Origin of the sequence: Streptomyces sp. R44, from assembly GCF_041053105.1 — a bacterium.
Lineage (GTDB): Bacteria > Actinomycetota > Actinomycetes > Streptomycetales > Streptomycetaceae > Streptomyces.
In genome coordinates, this window is record NZ_CP163444.1 from 4,703,100 (window position 1) to 4,726,053 (window position 22,954).

At 73.3% G+C, this 22,954-nt stretch carries 22 protein-coding genes and 1 tRNA gene; 11 read left to right on the plus strand and 12 right to left on the minus strand.

What is annotated here, in order from left to right; all coding sequences use genetic code 11:
* Positions 1-21: 21 nt before the first annotated feature.
* The 3 genes from AB5J54_RS21900 to AB5J54_RS21910 all read right to left on the minus strand — a co-directional run bounded on the left by AB5J54_RS21900 (position 22) and on the right by AB5J54_RS21910 (position 3,535).
* Complete coding sequence (locus AB5J54_RS21900; protein WP_369145593.1) at positions 22-432, minus strand: hypothetical protein; 411 nt, start codon at positions 430-432, stop codon at positions 22-24.
* Positions 433-661: 229 nt separating this feature from the next.
* Positions 662-1,759: an ABC transporter ATP-binding protein gene (locus AB5J54_RS21905; protein ID WP_369145594.1), complete on the minus strand. Its 1,098-nt coding sequence runs from the start codon at positions 1,757-1,759 to the stop codon at positions 662-664.
* A 372-nt stretch (positions 1,760-2,131) separates the two neighbouring features.
* Positions 2,132-3,535, minus strand: a complete 1,404-nt coding sequence (locus AB5J54_RS21910) for an RNA-guided endonuclease InsQ/TnpB family protein (protein ID WP_369145595.1) — start codon at positions 3,533-3,535, stop codon at positions 2,132-2,134.
* A gap of 156 nt (positions 3,536-3,691) precedes the next feature.
* On the opposite strand from AB5J54_RS21910, the gene AB5J54_RS21915 reads away from it, so the two are divergent.
* From AB5J54_RS21915 to AB5J54_RS21925, 3 genes are all read left to right on the plus strand, one after another.
* Positions 3,692-3,766 (plus strand) — tRNA-Thr (locus tag AB5J54_RS21915).
* Between the two features lie 61 nt (positions 3,767-3,827).
* A complete protein-coding gene (locus AB5J54_RS21920) occupies positions 3,828-4,055 on the plus strand; it encodes a hypothetical protein (protein ID WP_369145596.1) in 228 nt (75 codons plus the stop codon).
* A gap of 346 nt (positions 4,056-4,401) precedes the next feature.
* Positions 4,402-6,501 (plus strand): restriction endonuclease, encoded by a 2,100-nt coding sequence (locus AB5J54_RS21925; protein WP_369145597.1) that lies wholly within the window; start codon positions 4,402-4,404, stop codon positions 6,499-6,501.
* 85 nt (positions 6,502-6,586) lie between these two features.
* On the opposite strand, the gene AB5J54_RS21930 is transcribed toward AB5J54_RS21925, so the two are convergent.
* The gene (locus AB5J54_RS21930) at positions 6,587-7,975 is read right to left on the minus strand and encodes an NAD(P)/FAD-dependent oxidoreductase (RefSeq protein ID WP_369145598.1); all 1,389 of its coding nucleotides are present in this window, start codon (positions 7,973-7,975) and stop codon (positions 6,587-6,589) included.
* A 211-nt stretch (positions 7,976-8,186) separates the two neighbouring features.
* Between AB5J54_RS21930 and AB5J54_RS21935 the strand changes: the two genes are divergently transcribed.
* From AB5J54_RS21935 to AB5J54_RS21945, 3 genes are read left to right on the plus strand one after another with little or no spacing between them, the layout of a single operon-like run.
* On the plus strand, positions 8,187-9,074 hold the full coding sequence (locus AB5J54_RS21935) for an aminoglycoside phosphotransferase family protein (RefSeq protein ID WP_369145599.1): 888 nt from the start codon (positions 8,187-8,189) through the stop codon (positions 9,072-9,074).
* A gap of 19 nt (positions 9,075-9,093) precedes the next feature.
* Positions 9,094-9,573 (plus strand): N-acetyltransferase family protein, encoded by a 480-nt coding sequence (locus AB5J54_RS21940; RefSeq protein ID WP_369145600.1) that lies wholly within the window; start codon positions 9,094-9,096, stop codon positions 9,571-9,573.
* Between the two features lie 9 nt (positions 9,574-9,582).
* On the plus strand, positions 9,583-9,912 hold the full coding sequence (locus AB5J54_RS21945) for a hypothetical protein (RefSeq protein WP_369145601.1): 330 nt from the start codon (positions 9,583-9,585) through the stop codon (positions 9,910-9,912).
* 3 nt (positions 9,913-9,915) lie between these two features.
* On the opposite strand, the gene AB5J54_RS21950 is transcribed toward AB5J54_RS21945, so the two are convergent.
* Together AB5J54_RS21950 and AB5J54_RS21955 are read right to left on the minus strand one after the other, a co-directional pair.
* Positions 9,916-10,920 (minus strand): zinc-binding dehydrogenase, encoded by a 1,005-nt coding sequence (locus AB5J54_RS21950; RefSeq protein ID WP_369145602.1) that lies wholly within the window; start codon positions 10,918-10,920, stop codon positions 9,916-9,918.
* 47 nt (positions 10,921-10,967) lie between these two features.
* Positions 10,968-12,155 (minus strand): NAD(P)-binding protein, encoded by a 1,188-nt coding sequence (locus tag AB5J54_RS21955; RefSeq protein WP_369145603.1) that lies wholly within the window; start codon positions 12,153-12,155, stop codon positions 10,968-10,970.
* A 99-nt stretch (positions 12,156-12,254) separates the two neighbouring features.
* Between AB5J54_RS21955 and AB5J54_RS21960 the strand changes: the two genes are divergently transcribed.
* On the plus strand, positions 12,255-12,929 hold the full coding sequence (locus AB5J54_RS21960; protein ID WP_369145604.1) for a pentapeptide repeat-containing protein: 675 nt from the start codon (positions 12,255-12,257) through the stop codon (positions 12,927-12,929).
* A 296-nt stretch (positions 12,930-13,225) separates the two neighbouring features.
* Here the strand turns inward: AB5J54_RS21960 and AB5J54_RS21965 are convergent, their stop codons facing one another.
* From AB5J54_RS21965 to AB5J54_RS21975, 3 genes are read right to left on the minus strand one after another with little or no spacing between them, the layout of a single operon-like run.
* Positions 13,226-13,726: a hypothetical protein gene (locus AB5J54_RS21965; protein ID WP_369145605.1), complete on the minus strand. Its 501-nt coding sequence runs from the start codon at positions 13,724-13,726 to the stop codon at positions 13,226-13,228.
* A gap of 13 nt (positions 13,727-13,739) precedes the next feature.
* The gene (locus AB5J54_RS21970; RefSeq protein ID WP_369145606.1) at positions 13,740-14,399 is read right to left on the minus strand and encodes a response regulator; all 660 of its coding nucleotides are present in this window, start codon (positions 14,397-14,399) and stop codon (positions 13,740-13,742) included.
* Positions 14,396-15,568 (minus strand): sensor histidine kinase, encoded by a 1,173-nt coding sequence (locus AB5J54_RS21975; protein ID WP_369145607.1) that lies wholly within the window; start codon positions 15,566-15,568, stop codon positions 14,396-14,398. Before AB5J54_RS21975 ends, AB5J54_RS21970 begins: the two co-directional genes overlap by 4 nt.
* 132 nt (positions 15,569-15,700) lie before the next feature.
* Here AB5J54_RS21975 and AB5J54_RS21980 point away from each other — a divergent pair, with 132 nt between their 5' ends.
* Complete coding sequence (locus tag AB5J54_RS21980) at positions 15,701-16,774, plus strand: ABC transporter ATP-binding protein (RefSeq protein ID WP_369145608.1); 1,074 nt, start codon at positions 15,701-15,703, stop codon at positions 16,772-16,774.
* Positions 16,774-17,583, plus strand: coding sequence for an ABC transporter permease subunit (locus AB5J54_RS21985; protein WP_369145609.1), 810 nt, complete (start codon positions 16,774-16,776; stop codon positions 17,581-17,583). Before AB5J54_RS21980 ends, AB5J54_RS21985 begins: the two co-directional genes overlap by 1 nt.
* Before the next feature lie 16 nt (positions 17,584-17,599).
* On the opposite strand, the gene AB5J54_RS21990 is transcribed toward AB5J54_RS21985, so the two are convergent.
* From AB5J54_RS21990 to AB5J54_RS22000, 3 genes are all read right to left on the minus strand, one after another.
* Positions 17,600-18,805 carry an FAD-dependent monooxygenase gene (locus tag AB5J54_RS21990; RefSeq protein ID WP_369145610.1) on the minus strand — a complete coding sequence of 402 codons (1,206 nt, stop codon included), beginning with the start codon at positions 18,803-18,805 and terminating at the stop codon, positions 17,600-17,602.
* A 105-nt stretch (positions 18,806-18,910) separates the two neighbouring features.
* Positions 18,911-19,531, minus strand: coding sequence for a response regulator transcription factor (locus AB5J54_RS21995; RefSeq protein WP_015035223.1), 621 nt, complete (start codon positions 19,529-19,531; stop codon positions 18,911-18,913).
* Entirely contained in the window at positions 19,531-20,697 is a 1,167-nt protein-coding gene (locus AB5J54_RS22000) for a sensor histidine kinase (RefSeq protein WP_369145611.1), read from the minus strand. Before AB5J54_RS22000 ends, AB5J54_RS21995 begins: the two co-directional genes overlap by 1 nt.
* A gap of 246 nt (positions 20,698-20,943) precedes the next feature.
* Between AB5J54_RS22000 and AB5J54_RS22005 the strand changes: the two genes are divergently transcribed.
* Both AB5J54_RS22005 and AB5J54_RS22010 read left to right on the plus strand, forming a co-directional pair.
* A complete protein-coding gene (locus AB5J54_RS22005) occupies positions 20,944-21,480 on the plus strand; it encodes a heme-binding protein (RefSeq protein WP_369145612.1) in 537 nt (178 codons plus the stop codon).
* Positions 21,481-21,561: 81 nt separating this feature from the next.
* Entirely contained in the window at positions 21,562-22,953 is a 1,392-nt protein-coding gene (locus tag AB5J54_RS22010) for a M1 family metallopeptidase (RefSeq protein ID WP_369145613.1), read from the plus strand.
* The last annotated feature ends 1 nt before the right edge of the window (position 22,954 follow it).

Genomic DNA, 22,954 nt, shown 5'->3' on the forward strand with positions numbered 1-22,954 from the left:
GTCCGATGTGCGTGACGACGCTCAGCTCGCCCGCATCACGCCGGTCGCGTACGAGGTGTCGCAGACCGGGCGGGAGAAGGACTGGGCGCGGGAGGGGCCGTAGTGCTCGACGGCGGCGCGGCCGAGGGCGCGGGCGATGGAGAAGCAGTGCTTGGCGAGGGAGGGCCGGTTCTCCACCTCGCGCTGGAGGTGGGTGAGGGCGATGCCGGGGTCCTTCTCCTGAAGCTCTGCGAGGAGCTGGTCGCGGAGAATATCCTGCGGGGCACGGGACTTGGCCCGGACGGAGACGTCCGTGGAGGAGGCCGTGAGCTGGGTCCCGGAGTCCTGGCCGGCCCACGGAACGGCGGACACCGCGAGCGTTCCCGAGAGCACCAGGACGACGGGCAGGACGAGGGCGAGAGAGCGGCCGATTCGGCGGGCAGTGTGCGTCACGCAGGCGAGCGTAGCGGCCGGTAGTGATATGGCGACATTTAGTCACTCTCGCGAGGGATGGTTCGAGGCGTCTTTTCGAATCCCGTGTTGACGCGGGGGTTCGGGCGGGGCCCTGAATGCCGGGGTTTTCCGGGGTAAGACCGTTGTGCGCCGGGTGTGCGTCCGTTTAAACGAACGGCCCCGCATCTGCAACAGACGCGGGGCCGTACGGCAGTGCTCGGGGCGGGTCTCAGTCGCTGAGGCGGGCGCCCGTGGAGGTCGAGAAGACGTGCAGCTCGTCGGCGCGCGGCACGACGTGCAGCGTGGAGCCCTTGGCGGGGACGTCACGGCCGCCGACGCGGACCACCAGGTCCTTGTCCTCGCCGCCGACGCGGGTGGAGCCGTACACGAAGCCGTCCGAGCCGAGCTCCTCGACGACGTTCACGGTGACGGCCAGGCCGTCCTTCGAGGTGGCGCTCTGCACGTCGAAGTGCTCGGGGCGGACGCCGACCGTGACGGTGGTGTCGCCGGCGGCGGAGGCGGCGGCGATGGCGTCACGGGTGACCGGGACGACGCTGTTGCCGAACTTGACGCCGCCGTCGGTGATCGGGACCTCGACCAGGTTCATGGCCGGGGAGCCGATGAAGCCGGCGACGAAGAGGTTGGCGGGCTTGTCGTACATGTTGCGCGGCGAGTCGACCTGCTGGAGCAGGCCGTCCTTGAGGACGGCGACGCGGTCGCCCATGGTGAGGGCCTCGGTCTGGTCGTGCGTGACGTAGACCGTGGTGATGCCCAGACGGCGCTGGAGGCCGGCGATCTGCGTACGGGTCGAGACGCGGAGCTTGGCGTCGAGGTTCGACAGCGGCTCGTCCATGAGGAAGACCTGCGGCTCGCGGACGATGGCGCGGCCCATGGCGACGCGCTGGCGCTGACCGCCGGAGAGCGCCTTCGGCTTGCGGTCGAGGTACTCGGTGAGGTCGAGGATCTTCGCGGCCTCCTCGACCTTGGCGCGGATCTCCGACTTGTTGACGCCGGCGATCTTGAGCGCGAAGCCCATGTTGTCGGCGACGGTCATGTGCGGGTACAGCGCGTAGTTCTGGAACACCATCGCGATGTCCCGGTCCTTCGGCGGCAGGTGCGTGACGTCGCGGTCGCCGATGCGGATGGAGCCGGCGTTGACGTCCTCAAGACCCGCGAGCATGCGCAGGGAGGTCGACTTGCCGCAGCCCGAGGGGCCGACGAGGACGAGGAACTCGCCGTCCGCGATCTCGATGTCGAGCTGGTCGACGGAGGGCTTGGTGGCACCCGGGTAGACCCGGGTGGCCTTGTCGAACGTGACGGAAGCCATGGTGATGTGTCCCTTCACCGGCAGGAACGTGCCGGACGATCCGAGTAAAGGAAGGATTGAGGTCTAGTCCACCAGGGTGAACTCCAGGCGACGCTACCTTGACGGTGTCCGATCTGTCAGCAGTCGAGGGCGATGAGATTTTCGAGGGCGGCTCGGCGAGAGGCAGAGCAGCGCAATTTTGACCGCGTGCGCGCGGTGAGGCAGAGCGCATGACTTTTGGCCTGCCACACACGTGACACTTCCTGCTTCCACGCCCGTTGCCGAACCGGTACGACCCTGAGGGCCACACCGAGCCGGTCTTACGCGAGCTCCACAGGCATTCCGGCCGACGGCCCGTCGGTCCGTACTGCTTCTCTTCCTTTACGAGGTCTCTCACGAGGCCATGGCGGCGTCCGGCAGCTCCGACGCCCGGATCAGCGACGGAACCGGCTTCCCCGGCGGCAGCGCCGCCGCCACCCACCAATACAGCCGCATCCCCTCATCCCGGAGATTCACCGCCGCGTTCCGGTCCCGCCCGTGCACGACCCCGCACTCCGCGCAGCCCCACTCACGCACCGACACGTCCAGCCGCGGGCCCTTGGTGTGACAGGCCGAGCACCGCCGCGTCGACGGAAAGAATCGGTCCACGACCACCAGCGTCCGGCCGTACCACGCGCACTTGTACCGCAACTGCCGCAACAGCTCACCCCACGCCGCATCCCTGATCGTCTGATTCAGCTTCGCCTTCCGGCGCCGCCCCTTCCCCCGAGCGGGACGCATCAGATTGGCGATCGGCAGGTCCTCCACCACGAGCACTTGGTTCTCGCGCACGAGGCGGGTGGTGAACTGATCCAACAGATCCCTGCGCACATCACCGATCCGGGCATACAGACACGCGACACGCTCCCGCGCCTTGCCCCGATTCGACGAGCCCTTCTTCTTCCGGTGCAGCTCCCGCTGCCGACGGGCCAACTCCTCCCCGTACTTCTTCAGCAGCCTCGGATGCGCGAGCGACGAACCGTCGTCCAACGTCACCAGCGCCGCCAGACCCAGATCAAGACCCACCGCCTTCGGCGCCGACGTGCCCGGGATGAACACCGGCGGCAACGGATCGATCCGCTCCTCCACCAGCACCGACAGGAAGAAACGCCACGCCCGGTCACGCATCACGCTCAACCGCACCGGCACCTGCCCCGCCGGCAGCGGACGCGACCAGCGGATATCGAGCGGAACCGACTGCTTCGCCAGCGTCACCGACCCCGTACCCGGCCGCTCCGGATCCTCCACCCACCGGAAGCCGGTCCGCACGTACACCGCACTGTCCCGGGACCGCCCCTTCTTCTTCCGCTGCGGATACTTCGCCGACCGCTGGAAGAACCGCGAGAAAGCCCCGTCCAGATGTCGCAGCGCCTGCTGCAACACCGTCGACGACACCTCCCGCAACCACTCCTTCCCCTCCTCCCGCTTCCACCCCGTCAACGCACGACACGTCTCCGCGAACCCGACCGACACCCGATGCCGCTCCCAGGCCCCGACACGAAGCGCCAGGCCCTCGTTGTAGACCCAGCGGCAGGCGCCGAACGTCTTCGACAGCTGCTCGGCCTGGTCGGGGGTCGGGTAGAAGCGGTAGCGGTACACCCGCTGCTGCGTGCCAGCCTCCTTGGCGCGTCGCTGCATAGGGACGGCTACCCGCCCCTGGTGCTTGCGTCGGTCGGCGATGCCCAGGGCATCCCGCTTCACCCGCTTGGCCTCGGCGCCGATCACCCGCCGCGGCGCTTCCTCCGATGACTGCGCCATCGCCCCTCCCCGTCATGCTGTCCGATAGTCGGAACTGCACTCCCGTCCGGTCAACGAACGTGTGGGCGGGTGGTTACGGGGGTGGTGAAGTTACCTCGTAGGGCGTTGGCGTCGCTGTGTAGAGTGGGAGCCACGCGCGAGTGTGAACGCGCGCCTGCCTCCTTAGCTCAGCCCGGCCAGAGCACCCCACTTGTAATGGGAAGGTCGTCGGTTCGAATCCGACAGGGGGCTCTGAGCAGTAACGAAGGGTCCCGGACGCGTCTCGTGTCCGCTCTCGGGGGCCGTCCTGCTCGTGGCCGGTCTGGCGACCGGGACCGGTGCGGCTTTCGCCGCCGGCCAGGACGTGGTCGACTTCCGGTTTGAGAACCGGGTGCTGCAGCCCGGTGACGGCTGGACCGAGGTGTCCCCGAGCGGCCTCGGGGGCATCCCCGACGGCACCCTGGTCTACGCCCTGAGCAAGGCGCCGCTGAGCGACCCGGCCTGGACGAAGGCGGGGCTGCCCACCGAGCTGACCACCTAGCTGCCCTGGGCGCTCCCTGGTACACCGGCAGACAGCGGGCTGCCGAGGGTCTCATCGCCGATAGTCACAGTGCTGCGGACAAGCCGGTTGAGGCCACGGTTGCTGATCCGGTTGAACCATCGGTACGGGCTGGGGCGACACCCCGGGCGCCTCGTACAACTACCTGTTCTGACCGGTTCCTTCGGGAGCCCTTCGGGAGCCCATTGGGGGTCCGGCCCGGCGCACGTCGCCGGGCCGGGCCCCTTCGGCTTGTTCCGACCTCTCCGTGTGCGGGGCTTCGCCGTCCGGGACACTTGTGCGACACGGGGGGCGTACAGGTGATCGGGGTCGTGGGGAGGGTGCGCGGATGAGTCGGCGTTCCGGTGGGCTGATCGGGGTGTGGGCCGAGCAGCAGCGGGTGGCGCAGCGGCAGCGGGAAGGGCAGCACCAGGCGGTGCTGCGGCAGCAGCGGGACGCCGAGCGGGCGCAGCGGGCGTACGAGCGGGACGTCGCGCGGATGCAGCGGGAGCAGCGGGCCGCCTATCGGCAGCAGCGGGACGCCGACGCGCTGCGGCGGACCCAGGAGCTCGATCAGCGGGTCGCTCTCCTGGAGTCGCTGCTCGCGGTGGGCTGTCGGACTCCCGCGTTCGGCGTGGAGTCGCTGCGGCGGGAAGAGGACGTCGAGCCGTTCGCCCCGGGGCCGTTGGGGGAGCCCGTCGCCATGCCGGACCAGCGGTTCTACCAGCCGCAGGGGGCCTGGACGGCGTCCGGGCGTGCCCAGGCCGAGCGGGACGCGCGGGCCCGGTTCGAGCACGACTGGTACGCGGCACAGGCGGCAGAGGCGCGGCGGGTCGAGCAACTGGCGGCGTACCGGCGCGCGTACGACGAGTGGGCGGCCGGCCGCCGGGCCGAGATACGCGCCCACAACAGCGGGATCGACGGGACGGTCGCGGCCCTGCGGGACGGGGAGCCCGACACCGTCGTCGAGTACTTCTCCGCCGTGCTCTTCGCGTCGACCGCCTGGCCCGAGGGGTTCCCCCGTGAGGTGTCGGCCGCCTACGACCGGGCGGGACGCGGGCTCGTGCTCGACTGGGACCTGCCCGGGTACGAGGTCGTTCCCGAGGCCAAGGGCGTCAAGTACCTGCCGAGCACCGACCAGGACAAGGAGGTCCCGCGGCCGGTGACGCAGCGGCGGGCGCTGTACCGGGACGTGCTGGCGCAGAGCGTGCTCCTCGCGGTGCGGGAACTGTTCGCCGCCGACCGGTTCGGGGCGCTGGACAGGGTGGCGCTGAACGGGTACGTGGGCGGGGTGGACCCCGCCACCGGGCTCGCCTCGCGGGTGTGCGTGGCCTCGGTCGTGGTGGAGCGCCCGGTGTTCGACCGGCTGAACCTGGAGCTCGTCGGCGCCGTGGAGTGTCTGACCGGGGCCCTGGGCGGGCGGCTTTCGGCCAAGCCGGAGGAGCGGGTGGCGGTGGCCCCGCTGCTGGCGCCCGACCAGGTGGGTTCCGACGTGGTGGTGCAGGGGGACGGCGAGGAGCCCGATCTGCTGACCATGGATCCGATCGCGTTCGAGGGGCTCGTGGCCGAGCTGTTCCGGGCGCGGGGGCTCCAGGCGGTGACCACGCAACGGTCCGGGGACGGTGGGGTCGACGTGAAGGCGCTCGATCCCGATCCGATCAGCGGCGGGTCGATCGCGGTGCAGGTGAAGCGGTACCGGAACACGGTGCCGCCGTCCGCCGTACGGGATCTGTACGGGACGGTGCAGGACGTCGGCGCCAACAAGGGGGTCCTGGTGACCACCTCGAAGTTCGGGCCCGGCTCGTACACCTTCGCCAACGGGAAGCCGCTGACGTTGATCTCGGGGACCGAGCTGGTGGATCTGCTGCACCAGCACGGGTTGCGGGGCCGCCTGGGCGGGCCCGCCCAGGCGGTGGTGTCCGCGCCCGCGCCCGCGCCGGCCTCCGCGCCCGCCGAGGCCGCCGACGACTTCAACCTGCTGGGGATGGTGTGGTCGGGCTCCGCCGCCCTCGACGTCTGTGCGCTGGTCTGTGCCGGCAACCGGGTCCTGGGCGACGAGTGGTTCGTCTTCTTCAACAACCCCGCGACGCCGGACGGTTCGGTCGCCATGGTGGCGGCCGCGCCCGGTGACCGCGCGGCCGTGCGGGTCGGTTTCGACGCGCTGCCCGCGCGGGCGGACCGGCTGGTTCTGGTGGCGGCGGTGGACCCGGAGGTGAACCCCGAGGCGGATCTGGGCGGGTTCACGGAGGCGGGGATCCGGCTGCGGGACGACGCGGGGGCCGAGCTCGACCGTCTGGAGGTGTCCGACGGGCGGCCGGGGGAGACCGCGCTCGTCCTCGGGTCGTTCCGGCGGCGGGCCGGAGGCGACTGGGACTTCGTCCTCGGCGGGAAGGGGTACCGGGGCGGGTTGGAGGAGCTCGTGGGGGACTTCGGTATCGAGGTGGAGTAGCCCCAAGCCCCACCGGAGGCCGTCCGGTGGGGGCGGCGTCCGGTGGGTCTGTCCGCTGGGCCTGTCCGGGTGGGGCCGCGAGGTGTCAGCGGCCGCTGAGGCGGTTCGCCAGGACGGCCACGCGGTCCGTCTCCGCCGTGTGGGTGGTGGCCTCGCGGCGGTCGGCGCCTCGGAAGGCGGCGTACATGGTCTGGACGCCGAGCCAGCGCAGCGGCTCCGGCTCCCACTTGCGGACCTTGTGGTTCACCCACGGCAGCGCCGTGAGGTCGGTGGGGCCCGACTGGCCCGAGTCCTGCTGGATCAGGTCGCGGAGGGTGCGGGCGGCGAGGTTGGCGGTGGCGACGCCGGAGCCGACGTAGCCGCCGGCCCAGCCGAGGCCGGTGGAGCGGTCGAGGGTGACGGTGGCGCACCAGTCGCGTGGGACGCCGAGGACGCCGGACCAGGCGTGGTCCACCCGTACGCCCGCCAGCTGCGGGAAGAAGCGGACCAGGATCTCGCGGAGGGCCTCGATCGTCTGCGGCTGGGTGCGGCCGTCGTTGTCGGTCTTCGAGCCGAAGCGGTACGGGACGCCCCGGCCGCCCAGTGCGATGCGGCCGTCGGCGGTGCGCTGGGCGTACATGTAGGCGTGGGCCATGTCGCCGAGGGTCTCGCGGCCGTCCCAGCCGAGGGACTCCCACTGGGCGTCGGTGAGGGGCTCGGTGGCGATCATCGAGGAGTTCATGGGGAGCCAGGTCCGGCGCTGGCCGGCGAGGGAGGCGGTGAAGCCCTCGGTGCAGCGCAGGACGTACGGGGCGCGGACCGTGCCGTACGGGGTGATCGCGTGCTTCGGCTTGATCTCCGTGACGGGCGTCGACTCGTGGATCGTGACGCCGAGCGCCTCGACGGCCGCCGCGAGGCCCTTGACCAGCTTGACCGGGTGCAGGCGGGCGCCGTGCGGGGTCCAGGAGGAGCCGACGGCTCCGGCGACGCGGATGCGGTCCGCCGTCTCCCGGGCGCCGTACAGCTCGCGGTCCGTCTCGCCGAAGGCGAGCTCGGCGGCGTGGAAGGCCTTGAGGCGGGTGAGCTGGGCGGGGGAGAGGGCCACCTCCAGGACGCCGCCGCGGTGCTGGTCGGCGTCGATCTTCTCGGTCTCGCAGACGTCGAGGACCTCGGTGACGGTGGCGTTCATGGCCTGCTGGAGGCGGACGGCGGCCTCGTGGCCGTGGAGCTTGGCGTAGCGGTCGCGGCCGGCGATGCCGTTGTAGAGCCAGCCGCCGTTGCGCCCGGAGGCGCCGTAGCCGCAGAACTTGGCTTCGAGGACGGTGATGTTGAGGAAGGGGACGGCCTTCTTCAGGTAGTAGGCGGTCCACAGTCCCGTGTAGCCGCCGCCGACGATGCAGACGTCGGCGGTGGTGTCGCCGGGGAGCGGTTCGCGGGGCGCGGGGGCGCCCTCCTGCGCGTACCAGAACGATATTCCGCCGTTGACCGTGCTCATGTGTATCCCTCTTCCGGGTGCGTGGGCGGGAGGTTACCGGGGCGGGACCATTGCCGCACCGGGTGCGGGCGGTGCCTTCGCCGCGCATCGGGTGCGGGTCCAGGCTCGGAACGCGGAGGCGCCGCTGGGCGCGCCGTCCCGTGTGCCCACCCGTCCCGCCCTGCGGGACGATTGCCCACACGGAGGGCCGTCGGTTGTCTAGGGTCGTGGGGTGATTCACGTACCCGAGGAGTTCGTTGCGTCGCAGGTGAAGTACAACGGGGAGGCCGGGTTGGAGTTCGTCGACGGGCTGCCCGGGCTGGCCGAGGGGTTTCTCGGGCGGTGGGGGCTGCGGGTCACCGGGCGCTCGATGCACGGGGTGGCCTCGCTCGTGGTGCCCGTGGAGCGGGTCGCCGACGGTGCGCGCGCCGCTCTGAAGATGCAGCTTCTCGACGACGAGAGCGAGGGGGAGCCCGTCGGTCTGCGGGTCTGGGACGGGGCCGGTGTCGTGCGGCTGCTCGACCACGACGCCGCGACGGGGACGATGCTCCTCGAACGGCTCGACGAGGCCCGGCCGTTGTCCTCGGTCGCGGACACCCGTGAGGCGCTCGGGATCGTCGCGGACCTGCTGGCCCGGCTCGTCGCCGTCCCCGCGCCCGACGGGCTCCGCACGCTCGGCGACATCGCGGCCGGGATGCTCGCCGACGTGCCCGGGGCCGTGGCGCGGCTCGGCGCGGACGACGCCGCCGTGCTGCGGGACTGCGCGGCGGCCGTACGGGACGTGGCCGGCGAGCCGGGGGACCGGCTGCTCCACTGGGACCTGCACTTCGGGAACGTCCTGGCGGCCGAGCGGGAACCCTGGCTGGCGATCGACCCCAAGCCGCTGGCGGGGGATCCGGGCTTCGACCTGCTGCCCGCCCTCATGGACCGCTTCGACCCGGACGAGGCGCTGTGGGGGTTCGACCTGCTCGCCGAGGTCGTCGGGGACCCGCGCCGGGCCGTCGCCTGGACGCTGGGGCGCGTCCTGCAGAACGGCCTGTGGGACGTCGAGGACGGCGAGCCCGGCCTCGACCCCGAGCAGGTCGCCCTCGCCAGGATCCTGCTGGCCAGGAGGGCCTGAGCCGAGGCAGGGTGGGGCCATGATCCGTACAGCCACGCCTGCCGACGTCCCCGTCATCCACGCCCTGATCCGCGACCTCGCCGCGTACGAGAAGGCTCTCGACGAGGTCCGCGCGACCCCCGACCAGCTCCACGAGGCCCTGTTCGGCGAGCGGCCCGCCGCCTTCGCGCACATCGCCGAGACGGAGACGGGCGAGCCGGTCGGCTTCGCTCTCTGGTTCCTCAACTTCTCGACCTGGCGCGGTGTCCACGGCATCTACCTGGAGGACCTGTACGTCCGCCCGGAGGCCCGCGGCGGCGGCCACGGCAAGGCCCTGCTGCGCGAACTGGCCCGCATCTGCGTCGAGCGCGGGTACGAGCGCCTGGAGTGGTCCGTACTGAACTGGAACCAGCCCTCGATCGACTTCTACGAGTCCCTGGGCGCCCGCCCGCAGGACGAGTGGTCCGTGTACCGGCTGACGGACGGGGCCCTGGCCGAGCTCGGCGGGGCGACGGTGTAGGAAGGGGGCATGGACATTGAGCAGCGGTTCCAGCGGATCACCGGCTTCATCGAGGCGCGGCTGACCCCCCTCTTCGACCCCGCCAACGGGAGCGACCACGGGTTCGGCATGGACGACACGTCGCGGGCGCTGCGCGCCCTGCGCTACACCGTGCAGGCCGCGTCGCAGGTGAACGGACTCGTGGAGAAGCGGGAGACGGCTCCGGAGTTGCGGCAGGTCGTCGACCAGGCGCTGGAGCACAACTGGGACGTGCTGCGCTCCATCGCCCGGATGTGGGAGGACCACCCCGACTTCACCAAGGAGTTCAAGGCGCACTCCTGGGACGTCCTCGGCGTCTGACCCTTACGGGACCAGCACCACCTTGCCCGTCGTGCCCCGGTTCTCCAGGGCACGGTGGGCCTCCGCCGCCTCCGCGAGCGGGAAGCGGTGGACCGCAGGGCGCAGCGTCCCGGTGGACGCGGCGTCCAGGGCGGCGAGTTCGAGCGTACGGATGTCGCCGCCCGCCTTCTGGATCATGACGGGGCCGAGGACGGACTCCGAGGTGATGCCGCGGGCGGTGAGCTCCTCCTCGGTGAAGGTGAGCGGTTCGCCGTCGTGGAGTCCGGCGCCGGACCAGCCGAAGACCAGGTGCTGTCCGCCCTTGCCGAGCAGGTCGACGGCGGCGCGCCCGGTGTCGCCGCCGACCGAGTCGAAGACGACGGTGGCCTCCCTGCCCACGGAGTCGAGGTACGCGCGGACCTTCTCCGGCCAGTCCGGCTGCTTGTAGTCGACGGCCAGGTCCGCGCCGTTCGCCTCGACGAGGGCGGTCTTCGCGGGGCCGCCGGCGAGGCCGACGACGGTCGCGCCGGCGTTCTTGGCGTACTGGACGAGGAGGGTGCCGATGCCGCCGGCGGCGGCCGGGACGATCGCGACCGAGTCGGGGCCGAGCTCGGTGAAGCCCAGGATGCCGAGGGTCGTGCGGCCGGTGCCGATCATGGCGACGGCCTCCGCCTCGCCGAGGTGGTCGGGCAGGGCGTGCAGGCGGGCGGCGTCGGTGACGGCGAGTTCGGCGTAGCCGCCGGGGTTCATGCCGAGGTGTGCGACGACCCGCCGGCCGAGCCAGACCGGGTCGGTGCCCTCGCCGAGGGCGTCGACGGTGCCGGCGACCTCGCGGCCGGGGATCGTGGGGAGCGGGGTGGGCGCGGGGAAGGGGCCCGTGGCGCCCTCGCGGAGCGCGGTGTCGAGGAGGTGCACGCCGGCCGCCGCGACCCGGACACGGACTTGGCCGGGGCCCGGCACGGGGTCGGGTGTCTCCTCGTAGCCGAGGTTCTCGGCGGGGCCGAAGGCGTGGAGGCGGATGGCGTGCATGACGGTTCCCCTGTCGTCGTACGGGTGGACTGCTCCACCCTCGGACCTCAAGCGTGCTTGAGGTCAAGGCCGTGCTTGTGGTGGCGGTCCACGAGGTCCGCGCGCAGGGCGAGCGACACCGCCTCGACCGCGCTCGTGAACGACACCTCCGCCAGCACGCCCGGCGCCGCCACCTGATCGCCCACCAGGTACACCCCGTCGCCCCGGTCGACGGCCGGCCGGTCGCGCCAGGTCGTGCCCGGGCGGTCCACCGCGCCCGTACGGCCCTGGGAGACGGACTCCCGCCGCCACACCGTCCGCTCGCGCCAGCCCGGGAAACCGAGGTCGAGCAGCCGCTCGCCGTGGGCGACGCCGTCCGCCTTCGACGCCTCGGGCCCGATCGGCAACTGCGCCTGGATCAGCTGCTGCCCGGCCGGCGCCAGCGACGTGTCCTGCGCCGTGTACCGCTCGATCCAGCCGGGTGCGTCCAGGTCGGAGACCACGAACGGATCGCCCTTCCGGGTCCGCAGCGCCAGGTCGAACAGGACCGTACGACCGCTCTCCCAGGTCAGCGACGGGTCGCCGAGGAGCCGGGCGGCGGCGGGCAGCGCGGTCGCGACGATCACCGGCCCGCCGCCGACCGGAAGGGCGTCGATCCGGGACGAGGTCTCGATCCGTACGCCGAGCTCACGCGCGCGCGTGGCCATCCGCTCGATCAGCTCGCCCCAGCCGCCCCGGATGTAGTGCGCCTCGGGCGGCAGGGCGGTGGCCCGGTGCAGCCGCTCCTGCACGAAACGGGCCGAGAGGGAGCCCGGGTCGTGGTGGAAGAGCGCGACCCCGCTGTACGCGGCGGCCACGCGCGCGGTGCGCTCGCCCGCGAGACCGGTGACCCAGGTGCGGAAGTCGAGTTCGACGGGGGCCTGTTCGGGGTTGCGGCGGGCCTGACGGAACAGGGCGAGCGGCGGGATGCGGCGCACGGCGCCGTCGAGGTGCACGCGGAAGCGGACGGCCTCGGCGGGCGGCAGCGCGGCCAGGGGGCCGATGAGGCCGCGCTGCTTGAGCCAGGTCCAGTGGGGGCCGCCGTTGTAGAGCGCGTGCGGGCCCTCGTTGGTGCGGTACGGGCCGTCGGCCGTGCGGGCCCGGCCGCCGAGCGTCCGGTGCGCCTCGTGGAGGGTCACCTCGGTGCCGGCCTCGGCGGCCGTGATGGCGGCGGTCAGTCCGGCGAAACCGCCGCCGATGATCGTGAGCTTCCGCATGTCCGTCTCCTTCGTGAAGGTCTCGTACGGGGGACGGCGGGCGGGGTCGCGGATGTGACATCGGGGGCGTTGTCAGTGGCGTACCTCACGATGGGGGGCATGGCGACGACCGGGAACCGGAAGAAGAAGGTGGCGGGGGCACGACGGCCGGAGGTGCGGCTGCCTCCCCTGGAGGCGTACGGAGGCGGGCTCGAACCGGACGGGGACTACGACGGCCTCGAACTGGCCGGGCTCGACCTGACGGGCCAGTCGGGCGAGGGGGCCCGGTTCCTGGACTGCGCGCTGCGCGACTGCGGGCTCGACGGGGCGCGGCTCACGGCGGCGCGGTTCCTCGACTCGGTGCTCACGGGGGTACGGGGAGTGGGGACCGAGCTCGCCGGGGCGCAGCTGCGGGACGTGGAGCTCGTGGAGGCGCGGCTCGGCGGGACGCAGCTGCACGGGGCGGTCCTGGAGCGGGTCGTCGTGCGGGGCGGCAAGATCGACTACCTGAACCTGCGGGCGGCGAAGCTGAAGGACGTCGTCTTCGAGGGCTGCGTTTTGAGCGAACCGGACTTCGGGGGCGCGGCGCTGGAGCGGGTCGAGTTCGTGGACTGCGCGCTCACGGGGGCGGACTTCACGGGGGCGCGCCTCAAGGACGTGGACCTGCGGGGTGCGCATCGTCTTGAGATCGCGGGGGGTGTGGATTCGCTGTCCGGCGCGGTGATCTCCACGGCCCAGCTGCTGGACCTGGCACCGGTGCTGGCGGCGCGGCTGGGGGTACGGGTGGAGGACTGAGTCCGCGCCTTGCGGTGGGGGGCGGTGCTTTCGCGCGGCGTGCGCCCGCGCCTGTGTTGGGCGGTGCCCCGGCCCACCGCCGTGTGGGCAGGCGTCCCGCAGGGCGGGACGGGTGGGCACACGGGGCGGCGCGCCCTCGCGGCGCCTCCGCGTTCCGTGCCCTGACCCGCACCACGACCTCGCCGTCACCAGCGGTGCGGGTTCAGGCGCGGGAGCCTCGGGCGCCGGCAAGGGCGCCGTTCCGTTGTGCCCACCCGTTCCGCCCCGGCGGAACGCATACCCACAACGGCCGGCGCCTACGGGAGGCGGGGGAAGCGGGACTGGAGGGTCCAGATCGTGGGGTTGTCGGCCAGGCCCTCGTGCATGTCCGTGAGGTCCTCGATCAGGTCGTGCAGAAAGTCCCGCGCCTCGCGCCGCAGCTCCGCGTGGTTGAACGTGACCGGCGGCTCCTCCCCCGGCATCCAGTCCGCCTCGACGTCCACCCACCCGAAGCGGCGCTCGAAGAGCATCCGGTCCGTGGACTCGGTGAAGTCGAGCTCCGCGTACTGCGGCTGCGCCGCCCGGCTGCCCCGCGGGTCCTGGTCCAGCTGCTCGACGATGTCGCACAGCGCCCACGCGAAGTCGAGGACCGGCACCCATCCCCAGGCTGTGGACACCTCGCGGTCCGCCTCGGTGTCGGCGAGGTACACGTCCCCGCAGAACAGGTCGTGGCGCAGCGCGTGGACGTCCGCGCGCCGGTAGTCGGTCTGCGGGGGGTCGGGGAAGCGACGCGAGAGGGAGTAGCCGATGTCGAGCACGGGACCGATGGTGTCATGGCACCAGGCCCGCCTCGTACGCCACGATCACCAGCTGCACCCGGTCCCGCGCGTCCAGCTTCGAGAAGAGGCGGGCCACGTGCGCCTTCGCCGTCGCCGCGCTGATGTGGAGCCGTTCCGCGATCTCGCCGTTCGACAGACCCCGGCCGACGAGGGTGAGGACCTCCCGTTCGCGCTCGGTGACCCCGTGGAGCCCGCGGGGCGGCCGGCGCGCGGGCTCCGGCCGGGCCGCGAACTCCCCGATCAGCCGGCGCGTCACGCCCGGGGCGATCAGGGCGTCGCCGGCGGCCACCACCCGGACCGCGGCGAGGATGTCGTCGAGCGCCATGTCCTTCACCAGGAAGCCGCTCGCGCCGGAGCGCAGCGCCCCGTACACGTACTCGTCGTCGTCGAAGGTCGTGAGGACGAGGACCCGCGGCGCGCCGGGGCCCGCCCCCGTGACGATCCGGGTGGCCTCGATGCCGTCCATGCCGGGCATCCGGACGTCCATCACCACCACGTCGGGACCCAGCTCCCGGGCCAGGGCGACCGCCTCCGTGCCGGTGCCCGCCTCGCCGGCGACCTCGATGTCGGGGGTGTCGGCCATCAGGACGCGCAGCCCGGCCCGTACCAGCGGCTGGTCGTCGACGAGGAGGACGCGGATCAGGCGGTTCACGAGGTCGGGGTCCCTTCCGGAAGCGGCAGCAGTGCCGTCACGTGGAAGCCGCCTCCGGGGCGGGGCCCCGCCGTGAGGCTGCCGCCGAGGAGTTCGGCGCGTTCGCGCATCCCGAGCAGGCCGTACCCGCCCGCGCCCGCCTCCCCGCCGGGCGCGCCGCGGCCCTCGTCGGCGATCTCGACGAGCAGGGTGTCCGTGCGCCGCTCCACCGTCACCCGGCAGGTGGGGGTGGCCGCGTGGCGGACGACGTTGGTGAGGGCCTCCTGCACGATCCGGTACGCGGCGAGGTCGACCTCCGGCGGGAGCGCGCCGTCCGGGTTGCCGAGGCGCCGCAGTGCGACCCGCACCCCCGCGTCCGCCGTCGACGCGGCCAGCCGTTCGAGGTCGGCGAGGCCCGGCGCCGGGTCGCGCGGGGCCGGACGGCCGCCGTCGGCGGCGCCCCGCAGCGCGCCCAGGGTGCGGCGCAGACCGGCGAGGGTCTCCCGGCTGGTGGTCTCGATGGTGGCGAGCGCGTTGCGGGCCTCGGCGGGCTGGGTCTCGATGACCCGTCGGCCGACGCCCGCCTGGATGGCGATGACGCCGATGCTGTGGGCGACGAGGTCGTGCAGCTCGCGGGCGATCCGCAGCCGTTCGGCGGCGACGGCTTCGGCGGTGGTCGCGGCACGCAACTCCGCGGCGTGGCTGCGTCGTTCGCGTACGGACCGGCCGAGGAGCCCGGCGGTGAGCAGGGCGAGCGCGAGGGCCGTGACCGTGCTGACGAAGACGTTCTGCCCGGAGGTCGTGTAGGTCGCGGCCGCGATCTGCACGGCGAGCGCGCCGAGGGCGGCGGGCAGCAGGACCCGGAGCGGGCGCGCGGCGGCGATCCGGCCCACGACGGCGTCGGCGGCGAGCACCGGGAGGTAGAGGAGTACGGCGTCGGGGCGGGTGGTCGCCGCAGCGAACAGTCCCGCGAGCAGCAGTCCGAGGGCCGCGAGCGGGTTGCGGCGCGCCAGGGGCAGGGTGAGGCCCACGGTGACGGCGGTGAGGAAGAGCCGCAGCCCGGTGGAGCGGTACGGGCCGGCCTGGATCGCGCTCAGGAGCAGGAAGGGGTGGGCGACGGCCGCGCCCCAGGCGAGGGCCGCCGGCACCCGCCCGCTGGACGGCCTCTCGGTGGGGGTGGTGGCGGTCATGATCGTGATCGTAGGCGCGGACGCCCGCCGGCACATCGGCCCGCGGGAGTACGCCCCCGGGCCATCCCGGGGCGCCGCTTGTGGCCGCCGAGCCGATGTGCCGGGGGGTGCGGGCCCGCGACCGTGGGTCGCATGATCGAAGTCCACGAACTGACCAAGCACTACGGCCGCCCGGCCCGGTCCCGGCCGGCGGGCCGGTCTCGTCCGCCGGCCCGGTCCCGCCTCGGGGGCCGCCCCGCCGCCGGTACGGCCCATGGCGCCGACGGCGAGGCCCCCGCCGCGGCCGGCGCGGACCTCGCTGCCGGCGGCCGGGATCTCGCCGCCGCCGTCCCCGCCGGCCCCCGCCCCGCCGTGGACCGTCTCACCTTCTCCGTGAGACCCGGCCGCGTCACCGGATTCCTCGGGCCCAACGGCGCCGGCAAGTCCACGACCCTGCGGCTGATCCTGGGGCTGAACGAGCCGACCTCCGGGACCGCCACCGTCGGCGGGCGGCGGTTCCGGGAGCTGCCGCGGGGGCTGCGGCACGTCGGGGCGCTGCTCGACGCGCACGACGTGCACGGCGGCCGGACCGCCGAGGCACATCTCGCCGCGCTCGCCCGCACCAACGGCATTCCGCGCCGCCGGGCCGCCGAGGTCCTGGAGGAGGTCGGGCTCGCGGGAGCCGCCGCGCGGCGGATCGGCGGCTACTCGCTCGGCATGCGGCAGCGCCTCGGCATCGCCGCCGCGCTGCTCGGCGACCCTCCCGTGCTGCTCTTCGACGAGCCGGTCAACGGTCTCGACCCGGAGGGCGTGCGGTGGGCCCGGGGGCTGTTCCGGCGGCTCGCCGCCGAGGGCCGCACGGTGTTCGTCTCCAGCCATCTGATGAGCGAGATGGAGCACACCGCCGACGACCTCGTCGTCATCGGCCGCGGCCGGCTCATCGCCGCCGAGAGCGTGGCCGACTTCGCCGCCCGCGGCACCCGCCGGAGCGTGACCGTGCGGGCCGCCGACCCGGCCGCCGCCCCGGGCCTCGCCGCCGCCCTGCGGGCCGAGGGCGCGACCGTACGCGGGGAAGCAGGCGGACTCGCCGTGACCGGGATCGACGCGGACCGGATCGGTGTCCTCGCCTTCCGGCACGGCGTCCCGCTCGCCGAGCTCACCCCGCGCGCCTCCTCCCTGGAAGAGGCGTTCATGGAGCTCACCGCCGACAGTGTGGAGTACCGCTGATGCCCGCCGCCGCCCGTTTCCGTGACCTCCTCGCCGCCGAGTGGATCAAGCTGTGGTCCCTGCGCTCCACTCCCTGGGCCTTCGCCGTCGGCGCCGTCGCCGCCCTCGGCGTCAACCTCAACGCGACCCTCGCCGACTACCGCAACTACCCGCACTACCCGGACGGCATCAGGGAGCTGTTCGTGCCGATCTGGGCGATGCGGGACGCGTTCACGCTCGGCGGGGCCATGGTGTTCACCCTCGCGACCGGCTCCATCGGCGCGCTCGTGATCGTCGGCGAGTACGGGACCGGGCAGATCCGTACGACCTTCGCGGCCGTCCCGGCCCGCCGCTCCGTCGTCGCCGCGAAGACGCTCGTCCTCGCCGCCGTGATGCTGGTGTACGGGGCGCTGGTCGCCGCCGTCTCGTTCGCGGCCACGCAGACCGTGCTCGACGGCCGGGGCGTCGGCATGGCGTTCGGCGACGAGGGCGTGCCGCGGGCCGTCGCCGCGTCGGCGCTCCTCGCGCCGGTCTGCGCGCTCGCCGGCTTCGGCCTCGGGGCGTTGCTCCGGCACACCGCCACGACGATCGTCTCCCTCACCGGGGTGCTGCTCCTGCTGCCGGCGCTGATGGACGACCGCAACCGCTGGGGCGCGACGTTGCTGCACGCGCTGCCGCAGGGCGCGTGGAAGCGGCTCACGGAGGTGGGGGTGTCGCCGGTGCCGGTCGAGTACCCGTGGACGGCGGGCGGGGCGTGGACGGTGTACGCGGCCTGGGCGGTGGGCGCCGTGGCGGTGGCGTTCGTGGCCGTCCACCGCCGCGACGTGTGAACCCCCCGTACCGGGGTCAGCGGCGGCCGTGCACCGCCCGCGCCACCCGCGGCCCGAGCCAGCGCTTGAGCCGCCGCAGCGCCTCCAGCTGCTCGGCGGCCCGGTCGATCCGGTAGTACAGCTGCGGCGGGACGTGCGGCAGTAGCGGCGAGTGGCGTTGGCCGAGGAGCGCGAACATCTTGGCCGGCTCCAGGCTCATGTAGCGCGGCAGGTTCTCGTACCACTGGGCGCTGTAGCGGGCGGCGCTCTGCGCGGAGACGAGCTCGGCGCGCCGCCGCTTCCCGTACGCGGTGAGGGCGGCGTCCAGGTCGCCGGGGGCGCGCAGGGCGTCCGCGAGGGCGAGCGCGTCCTCCAGGGCCAGGGTGGTGCCCGCGCCGATCGAGTAGTGCGTGGTGTGGGCGGCGTCGCCGAGGAGGACGAGGTTGCCGCGGTGCCAGACCCGGTTGGTGAGGGTGCGGAAGGTCAGCCACTGGGCGGCGTCGTCGGCGCGCTCGCGGCCGATCAGCTCGTGCCCGTCGAGGAGGTCGTGGAAGAGCTTCTCCAGGAGGTTCAGGCTGTCGGCCTCGCCGAGCGTGCCGAGACCGAGGCCGGTCCAGGTCTCGGGGGAGCACTCGACGACACAGGTCGAGCGCTCGCCGCTGAACCCGTAGGCGTAGCACCAGATCCAGCCGTGCTCGGTCTCCTTGAAGGCGAAGCTGAAGGAGTCGAAGACCTTGGTGGTGCCGAGCCAGATGTACTGGTTGCGGCCGCTGGTGACCTCGCTGCCGAAGTGGCCCGCGTGGGCCTCGCGGAGGGCGCTGTTGACGCCGTCGGCGGCGACGACCAGGTCCGCGCCGGCCAGTTCGGGGGCGTCGGGGCCCTGGATGTCGTGCTCGAACTCGACGCGTACGCCGAGCTCCTCGGCCCGGTCGGCGAGCAGCGCGAGCATCCGCCGCCGCCCGATGCCGAAACCGGCGTCGCCGCGGTGGACGGTCCGCTCGTCGCGGACGATGGCGACCCCGTCGGTCCAGGTCACGGAGGCCTCGGCGACGGCGGCGGCGGACTCGGGGTCGCCCGCGCGCAGCTTGTCGAGCAGCCCCGCCCAGTACGTCACGCCCCAGCCGTACGTGGAGCCCGCGGGGTTCCGCTCGTACACGGCGATGTCGTGGGACGGATCCTGCCGCTTCAGCAGGATCGAGAGGTAGAGGCCGGCGGGTCCGCCGCCGACGATCGCGAGCTTCACGTGCGCTCCCACTGAGACATGACACCGTGCGGTCGAATGACGACGCACGGTAGCAGTGGGGGCGGTGCGGCGCGGGGGAACGGCACTCCGTACCCACCCAACGGGTTACGGCAGCAGGCGGCGTTCCTTCGCCACGGCGACCGCGCCCGCGCGGGTGTCGACGCCGAGCTTGGCGTAGATCCGGCCCAGGTGGGTCTTCACCGTCGCCTCGCTGATGAACAGGGCCCGCGCGATCTCCCGGTTGCCGAGACCCCGCCCGAGCTGGCCGAGGATGTCCCGTTCCCGGTCCGTCAGACTCGGGCCGGCCGCGCCGCGCATGCGGTCCATGACCCGGCTGGCGACCGGCGGGGAGAGGGCCGTGCGGCCCTGCGCGGCGGAGTGGATCGCGGCGAACAGCTCCTCGGGCCGCTCGGCCTTGAGGAGGTAGCCCGTCGCGCCCGCCTCGATGGCCCGGGTGATGTCCGCGTCCGTGTCGTACGTGGTGAGGACCAGGACGTGGACGCCGGTGGGTGCGATCCGCCGGGTCGCCTCCACGCCGTCGATGCCCGCGCCGAGCTGGAGGTCCATCAGGACGACGTCCGGCTTCAGCTTCGCGGCCATGGCGACGGCCTCCTCGCCGCTGCCCGCCTCGCCGACCACCTCGATGTCCGGGGTGCTGCCGAGCAGGGCGAGCAGGCCGGCGCGGACGACGACGTGGTCGTCGCAGAGGAGGATCCGTACGGACATCAGGACTCCAGGGAGAGCGGGATCGCGGCGGAGAGCACCGTGCCCTCGCCCGGGGTGGACTCGACCGTCAGGGTGCCACCCAGCTGCTGGGCGCGCACCCGCATCGCCGGCAGACCGTGGCCGCGTTCGGCCTGCTCGCGGGCGAGCGCCGGGTCGAAGCCGCGGCCGTCGTCGGCGATGTCGAGGACGATCTGGTCGTCGAGGTAGGTGAGGGTCAGGGCGGCGGACTCGGCGCCGGCGTGCTCGCGGATGTTGGCGAGGGCGCCCTGGGCGATCCGCAGCAGCGCCGCCTGCACGCGGTCGGGCAGCGGCACCGCGATGCCGTCGATCCGGAAGGCCGCCGACTCGCGGGTGGCGAGACCGCGCAGGGCCTCCTCAAGGCCGCCTCCGGCGGCGAGGTCGGCGGGGGCGAGGTCCTGCACGAAGCGGCGGGCCTCGGCGAGGTTGCGTTCGGCGATGGACTCGGCGGTGCGGATGTGCCGGCGGGCGGTGACCGGGTCGCTGTCCCAGGTGCGGTCCGCGGCCTGGAGCAGCATCTGCTGGCTCGACAGGCCCTGCGCGAGGGTGTCGTGGATCTCCATGGACAGGCGTTGGCGCTCGGCGAGGGTGCCTTCGCGGCGTTCGGTCGCGGCGAGTTCGCGCCGGGTGCGGATCAGGTCGTCGATGAGTGCCCGCTGGTGGGCGGCCTGCCGGTCGGAGTACACGAAGACGCCGGTGGCGAGGGCGGCGACGGCCGGCGGGGCGACGATCAGGTTGGGGTCCCAGCCGCCGTGCGAGAGCTGCACCTGCGCGAAGACGACGAAGGCGGTGAGCAGGGCGACCAGGCCGAGGGCGGCGCGCGGCGGGAGGGTGCGCAGGCCCGTGTAGAAGAGCGGCACGGCGCACCAGGCGTAGCTGGGGGCGAGGACGACGAGGACGACCCAGACGGCGACGACCGTGCCCAGCCAGGCGATCCGGCGCGGGGTGGCGCGGGTGCCGAGCACCGGCCCGAGCAGGTAGAGGGAGGCGAGGGCGCCGGTGAGGGCGATGATCCAGGGGCTGCGGGTCTCCCAGTCGTGCCGCAGCAGGAAGCGGGCGAGGGAGGCGCCGAGCAGCAGGAAGAAGGCGATGTGCATGACCCGCGCCAGCCAGCGGGCGTCCGGGTCGTGTTCCGTGGGCCGGGTCACCGTGCCGCCTCCCTGCCTGCTGACCTGCGTGTATCTGTCCATGGTGGCCCGGAGGGACCAGGGGGGCATCAACCGATCGGCTGACAGACCCGTCGTCCGGTGTGCGCGCGGAGGGCAGCCGGACCGTGGACCGGTGGGCGCCGGTTCCGGCCGGAGGATCGAGGCAGAGCGAAGGAACGAACCGCTCGACAGCTTCTCCTCTCCTCTCCCCTCCCCTCTCTCCTCCTCACTTCTACGGAGTCCCTCATGAAGAAGATCCTCCTCGGTGCCACCGCCGCCGCTGTCGTCGCCGCCGGTACCTTCGGCGTGGTCTCCGCGAACGCCGCCGCCCCGGCCGCCGCTCCCGCCGCCGTCACGGCCGACGCGGGCAACGGCAACACCCTGCAGACGACGCACCTGACGATCGAGGCCGCCACGAAGGCCGCGCAGGCGACCCTGGACGCCGCCGAGAAGGAGAACCAGCGGGTCTCCGTGGCGGTCGTCGACCGCAACGGCAACACCCTCGTGACCCTGCGCGGCGACGGCGCCGGCCCGCAGTCCTACGAGTCGGCCCAGAAGAAGGCGTACACCGCCGTCTCCTGGAACGCCCCGACCTCCGTCCTCGCGGGCCGTCTCGCCAACGCGCCGACCCTGAAGGACATCCCCGGCACCCTCTTCCTCGCCGGTGGCGCCCCGGTCACCGCCAAGGGCGCGCCGATCGCGGGCATCGGTGTCGCGGGTGCCCCCTCGGGCGACCTGGACGAGAAGTTCGCGCAGGCCGGCGTCGCCGCCCTCGCGGAGTAAGGCCCCCAGCTGGTGGTGGCGCCCGGATCCCCCGCCGGGCGCCGCCGCCTTTTTTCGTTTTTGACCACTTAAGATCGGTACGTGGCACAACGCAGCCGGACCGGAGCCCTCGCCCTCGCCGCCCTCCTCCTGCTGGTGGGCGGCTGCACCGAGGCCGCCGGCGGCGTCCGCGGCACCCCCGGCGCGGCCGGGCTGCGCGACCCGCTCTTCCCGAAGCTCGGCAACGGCGGCTACGACGTCGGGCACTACGACCTCACCCTCGCCTACGACCCGGCCTCCGGCCGCCTCGACGGCACCGCCGAGATCACCGCCCGCGCCACCCAGGACCTCAGCGCCTTCAACCTCGACCTCGCCGGACTCACCGTGCGCGGCGCCACCGTCGACGGCGCCCCCGCCGCGTACAACCGGGCCGGGAACGAGCTGACCCTCCGCCCCCGCGACGAGCTCGCCGAGGGCGAGGAGTTCAAGGCCACCGTCACCTACACGGGCGTGCCCGAACCGCTCACCGACGCCGACGGCTCCAAGGAGGGCTGGCTGCGCACCGCCGACGGGGCGATCGCGGTCGGCGAACCGGCCGGCTCCATGACCTGGTTCCCCGGCAACAACCACCCCTCCGACAAGGCCACCTACACCCTCGCGCTCACCCTCCCCGCCGGACTCGACGGCTTCTCCAACGGCGTCAGGACCGAGCGGCGGACGGAGAAGGACGGCCGCGTCACCACCGTGTGGCACACCGACGAGCCGATGGCCGGCTACCTCGCGACGGTCGCGATCGGCCGGTACGAGACGGGCACGGCGACCGCCCTCGGCACCGTGCCCGTCCTCACCGCCGCCGAGTCCCCCGTCGCGCCCGGCAGCGCCGCGCTGCGGGCCGAGATCCCCGAGCTCCTCGCCCGCCAGGTGAAGCGTTTCGGTCCGTACCCCTTCTCCGCCGCCGGGGCCGTCGTCACCAAGGACGGGACACTCGGCTACGCCCTGGAGACCCAGACCCGGCCCGTCTTCCCGGCCGGCTCCTTCGACCGGGCGACCCTCCTCCACGAGCAGGCCCACCAGTGGTTCGGGAACTCGGTCACGCCAGGGAGCTGGCAGGACATCTGGCTGAACGAGGGCTTCGCGACGTACGGGGAGTGGCTGTACGACGAGGAGTACGAGCACGTCCCGGCGTCGACCCACTTCGCGCGCGCCTTCGACCAGGACGCCAACTGGGCCTTCCCGCCCGCCGCGCCGCCCGCCGCCGAAAACCTCTTCGACCCGCCCGTGTACCAGCGGGGCGCGATGGTCCTGCACAAACTGCGCCAGACGGTCGGCGACCGCGTCTTCGACGAGATCCTGCGCGGCTGGGCCGCGAAGTACCGCCACGCCAACGCCACCACGGACGACTTCACGGCCTACGCGGAGAGCGTGGCGGGCCGCGACCTCGATGCGCTGTGGGACGTCTGGCTCTACGGCGACGAGAAGCCCGCCAAGCCGTGAC